The 18523-nt window shown below is 68.2% G+C and carries 13 protein-coding genes and 3 rRNA genes; 3 read left to right on the top strand and 13 right to left on the bottom strand.

Annotation, left to right across the window (positions count from 1 at the left end):
- Positions 1 to 4 precede the first annotated feature (4 nt).
- Positions 5 to 1348 carry a hypothetical protein gene (locus EDD40_RS41170; protein WP_148088972.1) on the top strand — a complete coding sequence of 448 codons (1344 nt, stop codon included), beginning with the start codon at positions 5 to 7 and terminating at the stop codon, positions 1346 to 1348.
- A gap of 89 nt (positions 1349 to 1437) precedes the next feature.
- Here the strand turns inward: EDD40_RS41170 and rrf are convergent.
- The 4 genes from rrf to tyrS form a co-directional block, all read right to left on the bottom strand.
- A 5S ribosomal RNA gene (rrf, locus tag EDD40_RS32700) occupies positions 1438 to 1554 on the bottom strand.
- Between the two features lie 110 nt (positions 1555 to 1664).
- Positions 1665 to 4745: ribosomal RNA gene (locus EDD40_RS32695) — 23S ribosomal RNA — on the bottom strand.
- A gap of 350 nt (positions 4746 to 5095) precedes the next feature.
- Positions 5096 to 6613, bottom strand: a 16S ribosomal RNA gene (locus EDD40_RS32690).
- Together the 16S, 23S and 5S rRNA genes form the textbook arrangement of a ribosomal RNA operon.
- A 597-nt stretch (positions 6614 to 7210) precedes the next feature.
- The gene (tyrS, locus tag EDD40_RS32685; RefSeq protein WP_123746344.1) at positions 7211 to 8485 is read right to left on the bottom strand and encodes a tyrosine--tRNA ligase; all 1275 of its coding nucleotides are present in this window, start codon (positions 8483 to 8485) and stop codon (positions 7211 to 7213) included.
- 92 nt (positions 8486 to 8577) lie between these two features.
- Between tyrS and EDD40_RS32680 the strand changes: the two genes are divergently transcribed.
- Together EDD40_RS32680 and EDD40_RS32675 are read left to right on the top strand one after the other, a co-directional pair.
- Positions 8578 to 9054, top strand: a complete 477-nt coding sequence (locus tag EDD40_RS32680; RefSeq protein ID WP_246037982.1) for a hypothetical protein — start codon at positions 8578 to 8580, stop codon at positions 9052 to 9054.
- A 109-nt stretch (positions 9055 to 9163) separates the two neighbouring features.
- On the top strand, positions 9164 to 9688 hold the full coding sequence (locus EDD40_RS32675; protein WP_211348277.1) for an EF-hand domain-containing protein: 525 nt from the start codon (positions 9164 to 9166) through the stop codon (positions 9686 to 9688).
- Here the strand turns inward: EDD40_RS32675 and EDD40_RS32670 are convergent.
- The 9 genes from EDD40_RS32670 to argC are packed head-to-tail and all read right to left on the bottom strand — an operon-like array spanning position 9685 to position 18332.
- A complete protein-coding gene (locus EDD40_RS32670; protein WP_123746343.1) occupies positions 9685 to 10323 on the bottom strand; it encodes a DNA-3-methyladenine glycosylase in 639 nt (212 codons plus the stop codon). The genes EDD40_RS32675 and EDD40_RS32670 overlap by 4 nt on opposite strands.
- The gene (gene argH / locus EDD40_RS32665; RefSeq protein ID WP_123746342.1) at positions 10307 to 11698 is read right to left on the bottom strand and encodes an argininosuccinate lyase; all 1392 of its coding nucleotides are present in this window, start codon (positions 11696 to 11698) and stop codon (positions 10307 to 10309) included. The genes EDD40_RS32670 and argH overlap by 17 nt, the downstream gene beginning before the upstream one ends.
- Positions 11695 to 12654 carry an argininosuccinate synthase domain-containing protein gene (locus EDD40_RS32660; protein ID WP_123748448.1) on the bottom strand — a complete coding sequence of 320 codons (960 nt, stop codon included), beginning with the start codon at positions 12652 to 12654 and terminating at the stop codon, positions 11695 to 11697. Before EDD40_RS32660 ends, argH begins: the two co-directional genes overlap by 4 nt.
- On the bottom strand, positions 12647 to 13153 hold the full coding sequence (locus tag EDD40_RS32655; RefSeq protein ID WP_123746341.1) for an arginine repressor: 507 nt from the start codon (positions 13151 to 13153) through the stop codon (positions 12647 to 12649). Before EDD40_RS32655 ends, EDD40_RS32660 begins: the two co-directional genes overlap by 8 nt.
- Entirely contained in the window at positions 13150 to 14088 is a 939-nt protein-coding gene (gene argF / locus EDD40_RS32650) for an ornithine carbamoyltransferase (RefSeq protein ID WP_123746340.1), read from the bottom strand. The genes EDD40_RS32655 and argF overlap by 4 nt, the downstream gene beginning before the upstream one ends.
- Positions 14088 to 15266, bottom strand: a complete 1179-nt coding sequence (locus EDD40_RS32645) for an acetylornithine transaminase (protein WP_123746339.1) — start codon at positions 15264 to 15266, stop codon at positions 14088 to 14090. Before EDD40_RS32645 ends, argF begins: the two co-directional genes overlap by 1 nt.
- Entirely contained in the window at positions 15263 to 16150 is an 888-nt protein-coding gene (gene argB, locus EDD40_RS32640) for an acetylglutamate kinase (RefSeq protein ID WP_123746338.1), read from the bottom strand. The genes EDD40_RS32645 and argB overlap by 4 nt, the downstream gene beginning before the upstream one ends.
- On the bottom strand, positions 16147 to 17319 hold the full coding sequence (gene argJ / locus EDD40_RS32635; protein ID WP_123746337.1) for a bifunctional glutamate N-acetyltransferase/amino-acid acetyltransferase ArgJ: 1173 nt from the start codon (positions 17317 to 17319) through the stop codon (positions 16147 to 16149). The genes argB and argJ overlap by 4 nt, the downstream gene beginning before the upstream one ends.
- The gene (gene argC / locus EDD40_RS32630; protein ID WP_123746336.1) at positions 17316 to 18332 is read right to left on the bottom strand and encodes an N-acetyl-gamma-glutamyl-phosphate reductase; all 1017 of its coding nucleotides are present in this window, start codon (positions 18330 to 18332) and stop codon (positions 17316 to 17318) included. The genes argJ and argC overlap by 4 nt, the downstream gene beginning before the upstream one ends.
- Between the last annotated feature and the right edge of the window lie 191 nt (positions 18333 to 18523).

Genomic DNA, 18523 nt, shown 5'->3' with positions numbered 1-18523 from the left:
TGTCGTGGCGAGGCCGGTCATCGCGCCGCTGGTAACCACCGCGGTCGCTCCCGCCCCGGTCGTCGCGGCGCGGGTAGCTGGAACGCTCGCCACCGCGGTCACCGCCGGCCCGGTCGTCCCGCCGCTGGTAACCGCCGCGGTCACCGCTCGGCCGGTCGTCACGCCGGGGGTAGCTGGGACGGTCACCGCTCGGCCGGTCGTCGCGGCGCTGGTACCCACCGCGGTCGCCACTGGGCCGGTCATCGCGTCGGGGGTAGCTCGGGCGGTCGCCGCTCGGGCGGTCGTCCCGACGCTGGTAGCCGCCACGGTCGCCACTCGGTCGGTCGTCGCGCCGCTGGTACCCACCGCGGTCGCTGCCGCCCCGATCGTCCCGGCGCGGGTAGCTCGGGCGGTCGCCACTGGGGCGGTCGTCGCGGCGCGGGTAGCTGGAACGCTCCCCACCGCGGTCACCGCCGGCCCGGTCATCCCGCCGCTGGTAACCACCGCGGTCACCGCTCGGTCGATCGTCACGCCGGGGGTAGCTGGGCCGGTCACCGCTCGGTCGATCGTCGCGGCGCTGGTAACCACCGCGGTCGCCACTGGGCCGGTCGTCCCGACGCGGGTAGCCGCCGCGGTCGCCACTGGGCCGGTCGCTGCTCGAACGGTTCGGGCGGTCGCTGCCCGCGCGGTCGTCGCGCTTCGGGTAGCTCGGGCGGTCGCTGCCGCTCCGGTCGTCCCGGCGCGGGTAGCTGGGCCGGTCGTCGCGCCGCTGGTACCCACCCCGGTCGCTGCTCGAGCGGTCGTCGCGCCTCGGGTAGCCGCCGCGGTCGCTGCTGGGCCGGCCACCACCGGCCCGGTCGTCCCGACGCGGGTAGCTGGGGCGTTCGCCGCGGTCCGCTCCACGAGGAGCGGCATTGCGGTCGGAGCCGCGGTCGTCGCGCCGGTCGTAGCGCGGACGCTCACCACGGCTGTCGTCGCGCCGGAACCCGCCCCGGTCACCGGTGCGGTCGTCGCGTCGTGGGGCGCCACCGCGGTCATCGCGGCGCGGGTAGCTCGGCCGGTCGCCGGAGTCGCGGCGGAAACCACCGCTCCGGTTGTCATCCCGTCGTGGGGCTGCGCCGCGGTCGTCACGGGGCTTGTCGTAGCGAGGGCGTTCGCCCCGGTTGTCGTCGCGCCGGTCGCCGCCACGGGGCTTGTCGCCACTCGTGTACCGGTCGTTGCCGGGCCGCTCGTCCCGACGCGGTCCACCGCCACTGCTGGTGGTCGGCTTGCGGCTTCCCTGGGCACGGCCACCGTCATCGGATCGGCGCGGTCGGTCTCCCTGGCCACGCTGACGGTCGCCGGGTCGATCCCCGAACCTGGGCACTAGCTCCTCCTACTGGTGGACACGCCGAAAGGGCTTGTGGTTGAAGCACAAATCAATGTGCCCCCAACCACAAGCCCTTTCAGGGAAAAATTGTTCGGCGGCGTCCTACTCTCCCACACCCTCACGAGTGCAGTACCATCGGCGCTGGAAGGCTTAACTACCGGGTTCGGAATGGGACCGGGTGTTCCCCAACCGCTATGACCACCGAAACACTATGAAATTACCAACCCGTAGGCACCACACCCCACCCCACACAAGGGTGGACCGTGACGGTCCGGTTCGGTTCTTTCAGAACCGCACAGTGGATGCGTAGCGTCTTCATGACAAGTCCTCGGCCTATTAGTACCGGTCAACTCCAGCCGTTACCGACCTTCCATCTCCGGCCTATCAACCCAATGGTCTCTTGGGGGCCTTAACCCACAAAGGGGTGGGATACCTCATCTAGGAACAGGCTTCCCGCTTAGATGCTTTCAGCGGTTATCCCTTCCGAACGTAGCCAACCAGCAATGCCCTTGGCAGGACAACTGGCACACCAGAGGTCCGTCCGTCCCGGTCCTCTCGTACTAGGGACAGCCTTCCGCAAGTATCCTACGCGCGCGGCGGATAGGGACCGAACTGTCTCACGACGTTCTAAACCCAGCTCGCGTACCGCTTTAATGGGCGAACAGCCCAACCCTTGGGACCTACTCCAGCCCCAGGATGCGACGAGCCGACATCGAGGTGCCAAACCATGCCGTCGATATGGACTCTTGGGCAAGATCAGCCTGTTATCCCCGGGGTACCTTTTATCCGTTGAGCGACCACGCTTCCACAAGCCATGGCCGGATCACTAGTTCCGACTTTCGTCCCTGCTCGACCTGTCGGTCTCACAGTCAAGCTCCCTTGTGCACTTGCACTCGACACCTGATTGCCAACCAGGCTGAGGGAACCTTTGAGCGCCTCCGTTACCCTTTGGGAGGCAACCGCCCCAGTTAAACTACCCACCAGGCACTGTCCCTGATCCGGATCACGGACCGAGGTTAGACATCCAGTACGACCAGAGTGGTATTTCAACGACGACTCCACACTGACTGGCGTCAGCGCTTCACAGTCTCCCACCTATCCTACACAAGCCGAACCGAACACCAATACCAAGCTATAGTAAAGGTCCCGGGGTCTTTCCGTCCTGCCGCGCGTAACGAGCATCTTTACTCGTAGTGCAATTTCGCCGGGCCTGTGGTTGAGACAGTCGAGAAGTCGTTACGCCATTCGTGCAGGTCGGAACTTACCCGACAAGGAATTTCGCTACCTTAGGATGGTTATAGTTACCACCGCCGTTTACTGGCGCTTAAGTTCTCAGCTTCGCCCCGAAAGACTAACCGGTCCCCTTAACGTTCCAGCACCGGGCAGGCGTCAGTCCGTATACATCGTCTTGCGACTTCGCACGGACCTGTGTTTTTAGTAAACAGTCGCTTCTCGCTGGTCTCTGCGGCCGAAAAATCCTAGCCCGCAAGGGGCTTCAAATCCCTCGGCCCCCCTTCTCCCGAAGTTACGGGGGCATTTTGCCGAGTTCCTTAACCACAGTTCGCCCGATCGCCTCGGTATTCTCTACCTGACCACCTGTGTCGGTTTGGGGTACGGGCCGCATGAACACTCACTAGAGGCTTTTCTCGGCAGCATGGGATCACTCTACTTCGCCTCAATCGGCTATGCATCACGTCTCAGGATATATGAGCTGCGGATTTGCCTACAACTCTCCCTACACGCTTACACCAGTACTACCACTCACTGGCGGAGCTACCCTCCTGCGTCACCCCATCGCTTGACTACTACAAGTTCAGGTCCCGCGCTCCACATCGCCCCTCATCCGAAGAATCAGAGCGGGCTTCGGGCGGTTAGTATCACAAGGTTCGCCATGGGCGCGTTCACACGGGTACGGGAATATCAACCCGTTGTCCATCGACTACGCCTGTCGGCCTCGCCTTAGGTCCCGACTTACCCTGGGCGGATTAGCCTGGCCCAGGAACCCTTGGTCATCCGGCGGACGAGTTTCTCACTCGTCTTTCGCTACTCATGCCTGCATTCTCACTCGTCCAGCCTCCACACCTGGATCACTCCGGCGCTTCAATGGCTGAACGACGCTCCCCTACCCATCCCGACCTAAATCGAAATGACACGGCTTCGGCGGTGTGCTTGAGCCCCGCTACATTGTCGGCGCAGGACCACTTGACCAGTGAGCTATTACGCACTCTTTAAAGGGTGGCTGCTTCTAAGCCAACCTCCTGGTTGTCTGGGCGACCCCACATCCTTTCCCACTTAGCACACACTTAGGGGCCTTAGCCGGCGTTCTGGGCTGTTTCCCTCTCGACTACGAAGCTTATCCCCCGCAGTCTCACTGCCGCGCTCTCACGTACCGGCATTCGGAGTTTGGTTGATTTCGGTAAGCTTGTGGGCCCCCTAGACCATCCAGTGCTCTACCTCCGGCACGAAACACACGACGCTGCACCTAAATGCATTTCGGGGAGAACCAGCTATCACGGAGTTTGATTGGCCTTTCACCCCTAACCACAGCTCATCCCCCAGGTTTTCAACCCTGGTGGGTTCGGGCCTCCACGCGGTCTTACCCACGCTTCACCCTGGCCATGGCTAGATCACTCCGCTTCGGGTCTAGACCACGCGACTCACACGCCCTATTCGGACTCGCTTTCGCTACGGCTACCCCACACGGGTTAACCTCGCCACGCAGCACTAACTCGCAGGCTCATTCTTCAAAAGGCACGCCGTCACCCCTAAAGGCTCCGACGGATTGTAGGCACACGGTTTCAGGTACTATTTCACTCCCCTCCCGGGGTACTTTTCACCTTTCCCTCACGGTACTAGTCCGCTATCGGTCACCAGGTAGTATTCAGGCTTAGCGGGTGGTCCCGCCAGATTCACAGCGAATTTCACGAGTACGCTGCTACTTGGGAACACTGTAAGGAGACGGTGAGTTTTCGCGTACGGGACTTTCACCCTCTACGGCCACGCTTTCCAGACGCGTTCCGCTAACGACACCGTTTTATGACTCCTTGTCAGTCCGGCAGAACTGACGAACAGGTCCCACGACCCCGTACACGCAACCCCTGCCGGGTATCACACGAATACGGTTTAGCCTCTTCCGCTTTCGCTCGCCACTACTCACGGAATCACGGTTGTTTTCTCTTCCTGCGGGTACTGAGATGTTTCACTTCCCCGCGTTCCCTCCACACGCCCTATGTGTTCAGGCGTGGGTGACCCCACATGACTGGGGCCGGGTTTCCCCATTCGGATACCCTTGGATCTCAGCTCGGTTGACAGCTCCCCAAGGCTTTTCGCAGTCTCCTACGTCCTTCATCGGCTCCTGGTGCCAAGGCATCCACCGTGTGCCCTTAATAACTTGCCACAAAGATGCTCGCATCCACTGTGCAGTTCTCAAAGAACAACCAGACACCATCCCGCTACTGCCCACGCCTACCGGACAACCCGGCGGTTCGCGGACGGAGACCGTCCTGTCGTTTCTCGCTGAAAGAGACACTCACGTGTTCTCTCAGGACCCAACAGCGTACCGAACAGAAGACTCGAACCCCTCACGGACCCTTCCACGCTCCGGAGAGCAGTACTAACTCCGCGAACAATCCCAGGTTCTGTATATAGCCAGCATCCACATCATTGAGCAACCACCGATCGATCATTCGCCGATCGCGAGGCTCTCCACAGGCCCTCCGAAGAAGACCGGTGAGGAATGCTCCTTAGAAAGGAGGTGATCCAGCCGCACCTTCCGGTACGGCTACCTTGTTACGACTTCGTCCCAATCGCCAGTCCCACCTTCGACCGCTCCCCCCAGCAAGCTGGTTGGGCCACGGGCTTCGGGTGTTACCGACTTTCGTGACGTGACGGGCGGTGTGTACAAGGCCCGGGAACGTATTCACCGCAGCGTTGCTGATCTGCGATTACTAGCGACTCCGACTTCACGGGGTCGAGTTGCAGACCCCGATCCGAACTGAGACCGGCTTTGTGGGATTCGCTCCACCTCACGGCTTAGCAGCCCTCTGTACCGGCCATTGTAGCATGTGTGAAGCCCTGGACATAAGGGGCATGATGACTTGACGTCATCCCCACCTTCCTCCGAGTTGACCCCGGCAGTCTCCCATGAGTCCCCGCCATTACGCGCTGGCAACATGGAACGAGGGTTGCGCTCGTTGCGGGACTTAACCCAACATCTCACGACACGAGCTGACGACAGCCATGCACCACCTGTACACCAGTCCGAAGAGGCCTACATCTCTGCAGGTTTCCGGTGCATGTCAAGCCCAGGTAAGGTTCTTCGCGTTGCATCGAATTAATCCACATGCTCCGCCGCTTGTGCGGGCCCCCGTCAATTCCTTTGAGTTTTAGCCTTGCGGCCGTACTCCCCAGGCGGGGTGCTTAATGCGTTAGCTGCGGCACGGAGGACGTGGAAGTCCCCCACACCTAGCACCCACCGTTTACGGCGTGGACTACCAGGGTATCTAATCCTGTTCGCTCCCCACGCTTTCGCTCCTCAGCGTCAGTATCGGCCCAGAGACCCGCCTTCGCCACCGGTGTTCCTCCTGATATCTGCGCATTTCACCGCTACACCAGGAATTCCAGTCTCCCCTGCCGAACTCAAGTCTGCCCGTATCGACTGCAGGCTCCACGTTAAGCGTGAAGTTTTCACAGCCGACGCAACAAACCGCCTACGAGCTCTTTACGCCCAATAATTCCGGACAACGCTCGCACCCTACGTATTACCGCGGCTGCTGGCACGTAGTTAGCCGGTGCTTCTTCTGCGGGTACCGTCAGTTGCCCTTCGTCCCCGCTGAAAGAGGTTTACAACCCGAAGGCCGTCATCCCTCACGCGGCGTCGCTGCATCAGGCTTTCGCCCATTGTGCAATATTCCCCACTGCTGCCTCCCGTAGGAGTCTGGGCCGTGTCTCAGTCCCAGTGTGGCCGGTCACCCTCTCAGGCCGGCTACCCGTCGTCGCCTTGGTAGGCCATTACCCCACCAACAAGCTGATAGGCCGCGGGTCCATCCTGTACCGCCGGAACTTTCCACCCCACAAGATGCCTAATGGAGTCATATCCGGTATTAGACCTAGTTTCCCAGGCTTATCCCAGAGTACAGGGCAGGTTACCCACGTGTTACTCACCCGTTCGCCGCTCGTGTACCCCGAAGGGCCTTACCGCTCGACTTGCATGTGTTAAGCACGCCGCCAGCGTTCGTCCTGAGCCAGGATCAAACTCTCCAATAAGGAATGTTTGATCGCTCCGAACAACACTGACATGAATGTCAGTTGTCCAGTAACAATCTCAAAGGAAACCTCTTGACGAGGTTCATAAATTTACTGGCTATTCGGCACGCTGTTGAGTTCTCAAAGAACACGCGCACATCATCACGCGCCGCGCTGAAGCGGCTCGATCCGAGGCTTGTGATTCAGCTAAAGCTTGTGTTTAGAAACTAGACGCCCTGGCCGCTGGCCTCAGACGAGGCTCGGCTGGGTCTTCCGTTCCGAGGTCACCCACTCTACCACGCTAGCGGGAGCTTGGTTCGTGACCTGCCGCACTCCGTTCCGGTGTTCCCGGCCCGTTCCGCGCTGACATGGAGAAAGTTACACGCACCCGAACCGGAGGTCAAATCGGGGGCGCAGCACCGTGCGACAGGCTGAAACCGCAGGTCAGCAGCCCGTGCCGCACTCGAGTCCACGCTATCCGACCCGGTCCACCGGCAACAGTGTGACCGCGATCACACCTGAACGTGTCGAAGGCCGCCGGTCCGGATGGGACCGACGGCCTTCGAGGTCGTGCTCGTGGAACCTGTCGACGCAGGTCAGACGTGGGTCAGTCCCGGGTCAGGGCCGCACCCGCACGCCGGCGGTGTTGCGCTTGCCGCGCCGGACGACCAGCCACGACCCGTGCAGCAGGTCCTCCTCGGCCGGGACCCACTCCTCGTCGGTGACCTTGGAGTTGTTCACGTACGCGCCGCCTTCCTTCACGGTGCGCCGCGCCGCGCCCTTGCTGTCCGCCAGCCCGGAGTTGACCAGCAGGTCGACGATGGTCGGCGCGTCGGCCAGGCGCACCTCGCCCGTCGGCGCCTCCGCCATCGCGGCCTCCAGCGTCGAGAGGTCCAGCCCGCGCAGCTCGCCGCGGCCGAACAGGGCCTGGCTCGCCGCGATGACCTGCTGCGTCTCGTGCTCGCCGTGCACCAGGTTGGTGAACTCCTCGGCCAGCTTCTTCTGCGCGGCGCGCAGGTGCGGCGCCTCGGTGGTCTGCCGCTCCAGCTCGGCGATCTCCTCCTGGGTCAGGAAGGTGAACAGCCGCAGGTAGCGCAGGACGTCGGCGTCGCCCACGTTCACGAAGTACTGGTACCAGGCGTACGGCGAGGTCATCTCCGGGTCGAGCCACACGTTGCCGCCGCCGGTCGACTTGCCGAACTTGCGGCCCTCGGCGTCGGTGACCAGCGGGGCGGTCAGCGCGTGCACGGAGCCGCCGTCGACCTTCCGGACCAGGTCGACGCCGCCGATGATGTTGCCCCACTGGTCGGAGCCGCCCACCTGGAGCCGGGTGCCGAACTTCCGGTTGAGCTGGAGGTAGTCGTGCGACTGCAGGAGCAGGTAGCTGAACTCGGTGTAGGACATGCCGTCGCCTTCGAGGCGGCGCTTCACCGTCTCCCGGGCCAGCATGACGTTGATCGAGAAGTGCTTGCCGACGTCGCGCAGGAACTCCAGCACCGAGACGTTCCCGGTCCAGTCCAGGTTGTTGACCACGACCGCGCCGGTGGGGCTGTCGTCGAACTCGACGAACCGCTCCAGCTGGCCGCGGATGCGCCCGGCCCACTCGGCCACGGTGTCCAGCGTGTTGAGCGCGCGCTCCGCGCTGTCACGCGGGTCGCCGATCATGCCGGTGGCGCCGCCCGCCAGGACGATCGGCCGGTGCCCGGCGCGCTGGAAGCGGCGCAGCATGAGCAGCGGGACGAGGTTGCCGGCGTGCAGGCTGGGGGCGGTCGGGTCGAACCCGGCGTAGAGGGTGAGCGGACCGGCGTCGAGGTCCTTCCGCAGCGCGTCGAGATCGGTGGACTGCGCGATCAGGCCGCGCCAGGACAGCTCATCGAGGATGTGCTCGCTCACGGACAGCCATTCTCCCCTACCTGCGCAAAGCAGTTTGAGGCGGTGCCGGTGGCGGGTAGTCGGCGATGGGCCCTACTGAGAGGACCACGGCGATGACCTTCCCGAACCGCGACCGACGTCCCTCCGACCGTCCCACCGAGCACCTGCGCCCGGCCGAGCCCGTGTACCGGGAGGAGCCCGTGTACCGGGAGGAAGCCGTGTACCCGCGTGAGGAGGAAGTCGTCGAGCGCGGGGACGGCAGGGTGCGGGCGGTGCGCGTGGTGTGCGCCGTGATCGACCTGCTGTGCTGGTTGTTCGCGATCGTGCTGGCGATCCACATCTTCCTGGTGATCGGCGGCGCCAACCCGGCGAACGGGTTCGCCCAGCTGATCGACTCCTGGTCGGCGGGGGTGTCGCTGGGTCTGCGCGACCTGTTCACGCCGGCGAGCGCCGGTCTGCGGACGTTGCTCAACGACGGCTTGGCGGCGTTGCTGTGGCTGCTGATCGGGGCGGTGCTGACCGGCATCATCAGCCGGGTGGCGCTGCCGGTGCACGAGCGGCGCGTGTGGTACCGCCGGACGGTGCGCTAGCCGGCCGGGGTGGTGCTACCGACCGTCACCGCGATGTCACTCGGGCGCGCAGCGATTTGCCCCGGCTGGTCAATTGTCCTCGCGGCGTTCCGCGACCAAGTTTGCTGGGGTGGCCAGCGACTTGCAGCGCAAGAAGACCTCCATCGTGTTCACCGCCATGGACTCGAACGGTGACGGGTTCCTGGAGCGTGCCGATTTCGAGGCGTTGACGGACCGGTGGGTGCGCATCCGGGGCGGGAACGGGGAGGACGACCGGTTGCGGCAGATCATGATGGGCTGGTGGGAGACGTTGCAGGTGGCGTCGGACCACGACCACGACAACAGGGTGGACATGGACGAGGTGCTGTCCGTGGTGAGCGACCTGGGCACCATGCTCGACCTGGTGGTGGCCACGGCGGAGTCGATGTTCGAGGCGGTGGACGAGGACGGCGACGGCCAGGTGTCCGCGCCCGAGTACGGCCGCATGATCCACGCCTGGACCGGGGACGACTCCCCCACCGACGCCGTGTTCGCCCGGCTCGACCTCGACGGCGACGGCGTGATCTCGAAGTCCGAGTTCGTCCGGCACTGGGTGGAGTTCTGGGCGGGCGACGACGCGGACGCGCCCGGCACCCACGTGTTCGGGGAGATCTAGCGCGGGTCCGCCGTGACGCGCGTGCGGCGGGTGCCCCGGCGGTAGGCGCTGACGGCGGGCGAGTCGATCCAGAACCGCCACGGCACGTCGACCGCCACGGCCACGCCGACGCGCGGCCCGGTGCGGATGTCGGCGGGGTCCACCGGCTCGCCGGCCAGCAGCCGCACGGTCGCGCCCGGCTCGGTCAGGTCCACGCCGTTGTGCGCGCGGTCCAGGCCGAGCACGCCGGTCAGCCGGGCGGGGCCCTTGGCCAGTTCGGCGGCGCTGCGCGCGGTCGGCCGGCGGGTGTGGGCCAGCTCGGACCCGGTGACCACCTCGCCGGCGCGCAGCAGCACCGCGCCGGGCACGCCGTCGGTCAGCGACACGACGTTCGCGCAGAAGTGCATCCCGTAGACGAAGTACACGTAGAGCCGGCCGGCCGGGCCGAACATGACGTCGTTGCGCGGGGTGCGGCCCCGGTAGCAGTGCGAGGCGGGGTCGTCGCCGCCCCGGTACGCCTCGACCTCGACGATCCGCACCCCGACCACGCCCTCGTCGGTGGTCGACTCGATGACGCTCCCGAGCAGGAGCCGCGCGGCGTCGACGGGGTCGACCGCGAGCTCCCGCTCGGTGAGCTGCCTAGGCGTTGCGGGCAACGGAGACCTTGTCGCGCAGCCTCTTCAACTGCTCGGCCACGCGGTCGGGCGCGGTGCCGCCGTGCGCGTCCCGGGACGCGATGGACCCTTCCACGGTCAACACGCTACGCACTTCGGGCGTCAGCGCGGGAGAGATGGTGGCGAACTCCTCGTCGGTCAGCTCCGCGAGCCCGACGCCGCGCCCCTCGGCCACCCGGACGCACTCGCCCGCCGCCTCGTGCGCCAGCCGGAACGGCACGCCCTGCCGCACCAGCCACTCGGCGATGTCGGTGGCCAGGGTGAACCCGGCGGGCGCCAGCTCGGCCATCCGCGCGGTGTCGAACCGGGTGGTGGCGATCATCCCGGCCAGCGCGGGCAGCAGCAGCTCCAACTGCTCGACCGAGTCGAACAGCGGCTCCTTGTCCTCCTGGAGGTCCCGGTTGTAGGCCAGCGGCTGGGCCTTCAACGTCGCCAGCAGCCCGGTGAGGTTGCCGATGAGCCGGCCGGACTTGCCCCTGGTCAGCTCGGCGACGTCCGGGTTCTTCTTCTGCGGCATGATCGAGCTGCCGGTGGCCCACGCGTCGTCCAGCACGGCGAAGCGGAACTCGGCGGTGGTCCAGATGATCACCTCTTCGGCGATCCGGGACAGGTCGACGCCGATCATGGCCAGCACGAACGCGATCTCGGCGGCGAAGTCGCGCGAGGCGGTGCCGTCGATGGAGTTCTCCACCGGGCCGTCGAAGCCCAGCTCCGCGGCCACCGCGGCCGGGTCGAGGCCGAGCGACGAGCCGGCCAGCGCGCCCGAGCCGTAGGGCGACACGGCGGTCCGCTTGTCCCAGTCGGCCAGCCGGTCGACGTCGCGCAGCAGCGCCTGGCCGTGCGCGAGCAGGTGGTGGGCCAGCAGCACGGGCTGCGCGGACTGCAGGTGCGTGCGGCCGGGCATGACGGCGGTGGCGTGCGCGGACGCCTGGTCGGCCAGCGCGTCGACCACGTCCAGGACGCCCGCGGCCACCCGTTGGGCGGCGTCGCGCAGCCACATCCGGAACAGCGTGGCCACCTGGTCGTTGCGGGACCGGCCGGCGCGCAGCTTGCCGCCCAGCTCGGGTCCGGCGCGCTCGATCAGGCCGCGTTCCAGCGCGGTGTGCACGTCCTCGTCGGCCTGCGTCGGGGTGAACGACCCGGAGGCCACGTCGGCTTCCAGGGCGTCCAGCGCCGTCAGCATGCGCTCCAGCTCGTCGGCGGTCAGCAGGCCGGCCCGGTGCAGCACGCGGGCGTGCGCGCGGGAGCCCCTGATGTCGTACGGGGCGAGTCGCCAGTCGAAGTGCGTGGACGCGGACAGCCGCGCCATCGCCTCCGCCGGTCCTCCGGCGAACCGGCCACCCCACAATGAACTCACGTGATCGAATCCCTCTTCGCGGCGATCTTGGTCGGCAGGCACCGCGGTGACGCGGGGCCTTGGCTGAAGTCTGGCAGCGGCGGCTCGCCGCGTCGGTCGGCGACGACCGCGCGGGCACCGTGCAGCACGAGCCGGACCTCGCCGGACACGTGCGGCTGGGTGTCGTCGATGAAGCTGTCGAGCGCCCGCTTGAGCGGCGAGAACCACAGGCCGTCGCGCACCAGTTCACCCCAGCGCCGCTCGACCCGCCGCTTGAAGCGGGCCAGGTCGGGTTCCAGGGTGGCGTCCTCCAGGCCGCGGTGCGCGGTGGTCAGGGCGACCGCGCCCGGTGTCTCGTGGACGCGGGCGCCGCGGCCGGACCCCCGCGCGCCCGCGCGCCGGTTCAGCTCCTGGACGGCCTGCAGCATGGTGACGGTCTCGCCGTCGATGGCGACCGGTCTGCCCCGGTCGAACGTGATCACCAGCTCGTCGGGGTCGACCAGCTCGTCGGGGTCGCCCGGGTCGACCGGCGGGGTGCGGTCCGCGGGGTGCGGCACGTGGTCGTGGACCAGCGCGAGGACACGCAGGTCGGGCGCGAGCGCGCGGATGCCCGCCTCCAGGCGGACGCCGTCGTGGCCGGCGCAACCGTGCGCCACCGCCGTCGCGCCGTGCCGCGCGGCGGCCCCGACGAGGTGCTCGGCGACGAGCGGCGGGTACAGCGCGGACGCGGGCCGCAGGGCGTTGGCGCGCAGCGCGGGCAGGCAGTACCGGTCGGCGAACTCGTCGCGGGCGTCCACCACCTCGGCCCGCACCGCGCCGCCGGCCAGCGCGCGCTGCCGGAACGCCTCCGGGTCCTCGCCCCGGTCGAGGTCCACCGCGACGGCGACGACCCCGGCGCCGGTCTCCTCGGCGAGCCGGTGGATCCCGACCGCGCTCGTCGCGCCGCCGGGGCACACGAGGACGACCCGCTCACTCATCGGCGTCACCCTGCGGCGACTGGTCGTCGCCCGCGGCGAGGGCGGTGACCCGGGCGGCCAGGTCGGCGCCGGTGAGGGGTTCCCTGGCCACGGCGAGGATGGTGTCGTCACCGGCGATGGTGCCGACGATGTCGTGCAGCGCGGCCCGGTCCAGCGCGCTGGCCAGGAACTGGGCCGCGCCGGGCGGGGTGCGCAGGACCGCCAGGTTGCCCGAGTGGTCCACCGACACGAGCAGTTCGGCGAGCACCCTGGTGAGGCGGGACGTGCCGCCCTGCACGCCCCGCACCGGGCTGCCGTCCTCGGGGATGACGTAGACGGGCGCGCCGCCGTCGGGTCCGCGCAGCTTGACCGCGCCCAGTTCGTCCAGGTCGCGCGACAGCGTGGCCTGGGTGACCTCGATGCCTTCCACCGCCAGCGTCTTCGCCAGCTCCGACTGGCTGCGGATGGCGCGTTGGGCGACCAGTTCGACGATGCGGGCCTGCCGCGCGGTCCGGGTCATCGGCGCGTTCCGCCCGAGTTCTCCAGCAACCACACGAGCAGGGCCTTCTGGGCGTGCAGCCGGTTCTCCGCCTCGTCCCACACGGCGCTGTCCGGGCCGTCCAGCACGTCGTCGGTGATCTCCTGGCCGCGGTGGGCGGGCAGGCAGTGCAGCACGGTCGTCTTCACGCCGGTCGCGGCCACGAGGTCGGCGTTGAGCTGGTAGGGCCGGAACGGGCGCATCCGGTCGCGGCCGTCGTTCTCCTGGCCCATGGACGTCCACGTGTCGGTGACCAGCACGTCGGAGCCGTCCACCGCCTCGCGCGGGTCCTCGATGACGGTCACCGAGCCGCCGGTGTCCGCGGCGCGTTCGCGGGCGTCGTCCAGCACCCACGGCAGGGGCTGGAACAGCGCGGGCGCGGCGATCCGCACGTGCATGCCCGCCGTGACGCCGCCGAGCAGCATCGAGTGGGACATGTTGTTCGCGCCGTCGCCCAGGTAGGTGACGGTGAGGCCGGCGAGCCTGCCGTGCACGCGCCGGATGGTCTGGAGGTCGGCCAGCACCTGGCAGGGGTGGAACTCGTCGGTCAGCGCGTTGATCACCGGGATGCGGGACACCGACGCCATCGCGTCGATGCGCTTCTGCGCGAACGTCCGCCAGATCACCGCGTCCACGTACCCGGACAGGATGCGGGAGGTGTCCTCGATGGTCTCCTCGCGGCCGAGCTGCATGGACCGGCCGTCGATGATCACCGGGTTGCCGCCGAGCTGGGCGATGCCCACCTCGAACGACAGCCGGGTGCGGGTGGAGTTCTTCTCGAAGATCACCGCGACGGACTTGGGCCCGGTCAGCGGCTTGGCGGTCAGCCGGTCGGCCTTGTAGTCGTCGGCGAGGTCGAGGACCGCGGCCTGCTCGTCGGGGGTCAGGTCGTCGTCACGCAGGAAGTGGCGCACCATCACGGCTCCTGGCCTGGGGAGGGGAGGAACGACGGCAGGTCGGCCACCAGTCGGTGGGCGTCCGCCTCGTCCAGCACCAGCGGCGGCGCCAGGCGGATGACGTCGGGCTGGATCGGGTTGATCAGGTAGCCGGCCCGCTGCGCGGCCGCCGCGGCCTTCGCCGAGACCGCCTCGCGCAGCGTGATGCCGAGCAGCAGGCCGGCGCCCCGCACACCGGAGATGAGCGGGTGGTCCAGCGCCTCGACACCGGACGCGATCTCCTTGCCGACCGCGGCGGTGTGCTCCAGCAGGCCGTCGGAGGCGATCGTGTCGAGCACCGCGAGCGCGGCGGCGCAGCACACCGGGTTGCCGCCGAACGTGGTGCCGTGCTGGCCGGGCTCGAACAGGTCCTTGGCCGCGCCGACCGCGATGCACGCGCCCAGCGGCAGCCCGCCGCCGAGGCCCTTGGCCAGCGTGATGACGTCGGGCACGATGCCGACCTGCTGGAACGCGAACCAGGTGCCGAGCCGGCCGACACCGGTCTGCACCTCGTCGAGGATGAGCAGCGCGCCGTGCTCGGCGGTGATCCGGCGGGCCTCCTGGAGGTAGCCCTCGGGCGGCACGACGACGCCGTTCTCGCCCTGGATCGGCTCCACGACGAACGCGGCGGTCTCGTCGTCGACCGCGGCTTCCAGGGCGGCCACGTCGCCGTACGGGACGTGCACGACGCCGGGCACCAGCGGCTCGAACGGCTCGCGCTTCTTGGGCTGGCCGGTCAGCGCCAGCGCGCCCATGGTGCGGCCGTGGAAACCGCCGTCGGTCGAGACGACCTTGGTGCGGCCGGTGCGGCGGCTCAGCTTGAACGCGGCCTCGTTGGCCTCCGCGCCGGAGTTCGCGAACAGGACCCGGCCGTCACCGTCCACCCCGGACAGGTCGAGCAGCCGTTCGGCGAGGGTGAGCGCGGGCTCGTTGATGTAGAGGTTGGAGGTGTGGCCGATCTTGCCGATCTGCTCGGTCACCGCGGCCACGATCGCCGGGTGCGCGTGGCCGAGCGCGTTGACCGCGATGCCGGTCAGCAGGTCCAGGTAGCGGTTGCCGTCGGCGTCCCAGACGTGCGCGCCCTCGCCCCTGGTCAGGGTCAGGCCGGGCGTGCCGTAGTTGTTCATCATCGCGGCTTGCCACCGCTGCTGGTCGCTCATGCCTCGTCCGCCCCAGTCCGCTCGGTCACCATCGTCCCGACACCCTCGGAGGTGAAGACCTCCAGCAACACCGAGTGCGCCAGCCTGCCGTCGATCACGTGCGCCTCGGGGACGCCGCCGCGCACCGCGCGCAGGCAGGCCTCCATCTTCGGCACCATGCCGCTGTCCAGGCCCGGCAGCATCTCCTCCAGCCGGTCGGCGTCCACCCGGTGCAGCAGCGAGCTCCTGTCCGGCCAGTCGGCGTACAGGCCCTCGACGTCGGTGAGCACGACCAGCTTCTCGGCCTTCAGCGCCACCGCCACCGCGCCCGCCGCCGTGTCGGCGTTGACGTTGTGCACCACGCCGTCGACGTCCGGCGCGACCGTGGACACGACCGGGATGCGGCCCGCGCGCACGATGTCGAGCACCGCGTCCGGGTTGACGTCGACGATGTCGCCGACCAGCCCGATGTCGACCGGCTCGCCGTCCACCACGGCTGGCCGCCGGGCGGCGGTCAGCAGGTGGGCGTCCTCGCCGGACAGGCCGACCGCGAGCGGGCCGTGCGAGTTGATCAGGCCGACCAGCTCGCGCTGCACCTGGCCCACCAGCACCATCCGGACCACGTCCATGGCCTCCGGCGTGGTCACGCGCAGGCCGCCGCGGAACTCGGACTCGATGCCGAGCCGCTTGAGCATCGCGGCGATCTGCGGCCCGCCGCCGTGCACCACGACCGGGTGCAGGCCGGCGAGCTTGAGGAACACCATGTCCTGCGCGAACGCCCGCTTCAGCTCGGTGTCCACCATGGCGTTGCCGCCGTACTTGACGACCACGATCGCGCCCCGGAAGCGCTGCAACCACGGCAGCGCCTCGATCAGGATCCCGGCTTTGGCCTGCGGTGTGATCACGAGCTGTACGCGCTGTTCTCTTCGACGTACCCGTGGGACAGGTCGGTGGTCAGCACGGTGGCCGTGCCGTCACCCAGGTTCAGGTCCACCACGATGGCCACGTCGCGGCCGGACAGGTCGGCCTCGCTGCGGTCGGCGGCCTTGTGCCCGTCCGCGAACAGCGTGACGCCGTTGATCGTGATGCCGAGCTTGTGCTGGTCCACGGTGGCCTGCGAGCGGCCGACGGCCATCGCGATGCGGCCCCAGTTCGGGTCGGAGCCGAACAGCGCGGTCTTGACCAGGTTGTCCTCGGCGACGGTCTTGGCGACCACGACGGCCTCGGCCTCGGTGAGCGCGCCGTTGACCGTGATGGAGACCTCCTTGGTGACGCCCTCCGCGTCCCCTTGGAGCTGCTTGACCAGGTCGTTCGCCACGGCGGTGAGCACGTCGGCGAACTGCTCGGCGCTCGGCGCGACACCGGAGGCGCCGGAGGCGAGGACGAGCACGGTGTCGTTGGTGGACGTGCCGCCGTCCACGTCGAGCCGGTCGTAGGTCTTGGCGGTGACCGCGCGCAGGGCCGCGTCCAGGGCGTCGCCGTCGATCACCGCGTCGGTGGTGATGACGCTGAGCATCGTGGCCATGTTCGGCGAGAGCATCCCCGCGCCCTTGACGAACCCGCCGACCGACCACCCGTCCGGGTGGTCCTGCCAGCTCTGCTTGGGGTGGGTGTCGGTGGTCATCACGGCGGTGGCGGCGTCCAGGCCCGACTGGTCGCCGGCGCCCAGCTCCTGGGCCGCCTTCTCCACGCCCGCCTTGAGGTTGTCCATCGGCAGGCGCTCGCCGATCAGGCCGGTGGAGCACACCGCGACCTCGACCGCGCCGACGTCGAGCACCTCGGCGACCTTCTCGGCGGTGGCGTGGGTGTCCTGGAAGCCCTCGGGCCCGGTGCACGCGTTCGCGCCGCCGGAGTTCAGCACGACGGCGTGGAGCTGGCGCTCCCGCAGCACCTGCTGGGACCACAGCACGGGCGCGGCCTTCACCTGGTTGGTGGTGAAGACGCCCGCGGCGGCCTGGCCGGGACCTTCGTTGACGACCAGCGCCAGGTCGAGCGCGCCGGACTCCTTGATGCCGGCCGCGACACCGGCGGCCTTGAAGCCCTTCGGTCCCGTAACGCCTTTGTTGCGGTTCAAGGTGCTACTCCCACGGTGGACAGGCCGGTGGTCTCCGGCAGGCCGAGTGCCAGGTTCATGCACTGCACCGCGGCGCCCGCGGTGCCCTTCGCCAGGTTGTCGATCGCGGCCACCACGACCAGCCGGTTCACGTCGCGGTCGACGGCCACCTGGAGCTGCACGGCGTTCGAGCCGAGCACCGCGCCCGTGGTCGGCCAGTGGCCTTCCGGCAGCAGGTGAACGAACGGCTCGTCGGCGTAGGCCTTCTCGTACGCGGCCCGGACGTCCGCGTCACCGTCCTTGAGCGTCGCCGAGCAGGTCGCCAGGATGCCGCGCGGCAACGGCGCCAGCACCGGGGTGAACGACACCGCCACCGGCCCGCCGGCGACCTTGGCGAGGTTCTGCGCGATCTCCGGGGTGTGCCGGTGCGCGCCGCCGACGCCGTAGGCGCTGAGCGAGCCCATCACCTCGGAGCCGAGGAGGTTCGGCTTGAGCGCCTTGCCCGCGCCGGACGTGCCGGACACGGCCACCACCGTCACCTCGAGCTCGACCAGCCCCATCGCGGGGGCCAGGGCCAGCGAGGACACGGTCGGGTAGCAGCCGGGCACGGCGACGCGGCGGGCGCCGCGCAGCTCGTCGCGCTGACCGGGCAGCTCGGGCAGGCCGTAGGGCCAGCTGCCCGCGTGCGTGCCGCCGTACCAGCGGTCCCAGGCGGCGGGGTCGGTGAGCCGGTGGTCCGCGCCGCAGTCGACGACGAGCGTGTCGTCGCCCAATCGGGCGGCGATCTCGGCCGAGCGGCCGTGCGGCAGGGCGAGGAAGACGACGTCGTGGCCCTCGAGGGTGTCGGCGGTGGTCTCCTCCAGCACCCGGTCGGCCAGCGGCAGCAGGTGCGGCTGGTGGGCGAGCAGCGGGGAGCCCGCGTTGCCGCCGGCGGTGAGCGCGCCGATCTCCACGTCCGGGTGACCGAGCAGGAGGCGCAGCACCTCTCCCCCGGCGTACCCGCTGGCCCCGGCGACCGCGATCCGTACCGTCATGCGGATAAGTATGCACGCTGATGCAAAGGTACTCAAATCCTTTGCGGATCGAATGGGGCGGCGCGGGCCCCCGGTGTCGTGCTTTCCTGGAAGCGGACTGGGGGGTTCATCGTGATGCACCATCCGCACGACCACGCACGGGGGCGGGTTTCAGCAGGCAGGCGACGGCCGCGCGACGGCCATCCGGTCGC

The organism is Saccharothrix texasensis, from assembly GCF_003752005.1.
Taxonomy (GTDB): domain Bacteria; phylum Actinomycetota; class Actinomycetes; order Mycobacteriales; family Pseudonocardiaceae; genus Actinosynnema; species Actinosynnema texasense.
Note: the sequence above shows the minus strand (reverse complement) of the source record. Positions and strands in the feature narration are given on the sequence as shown.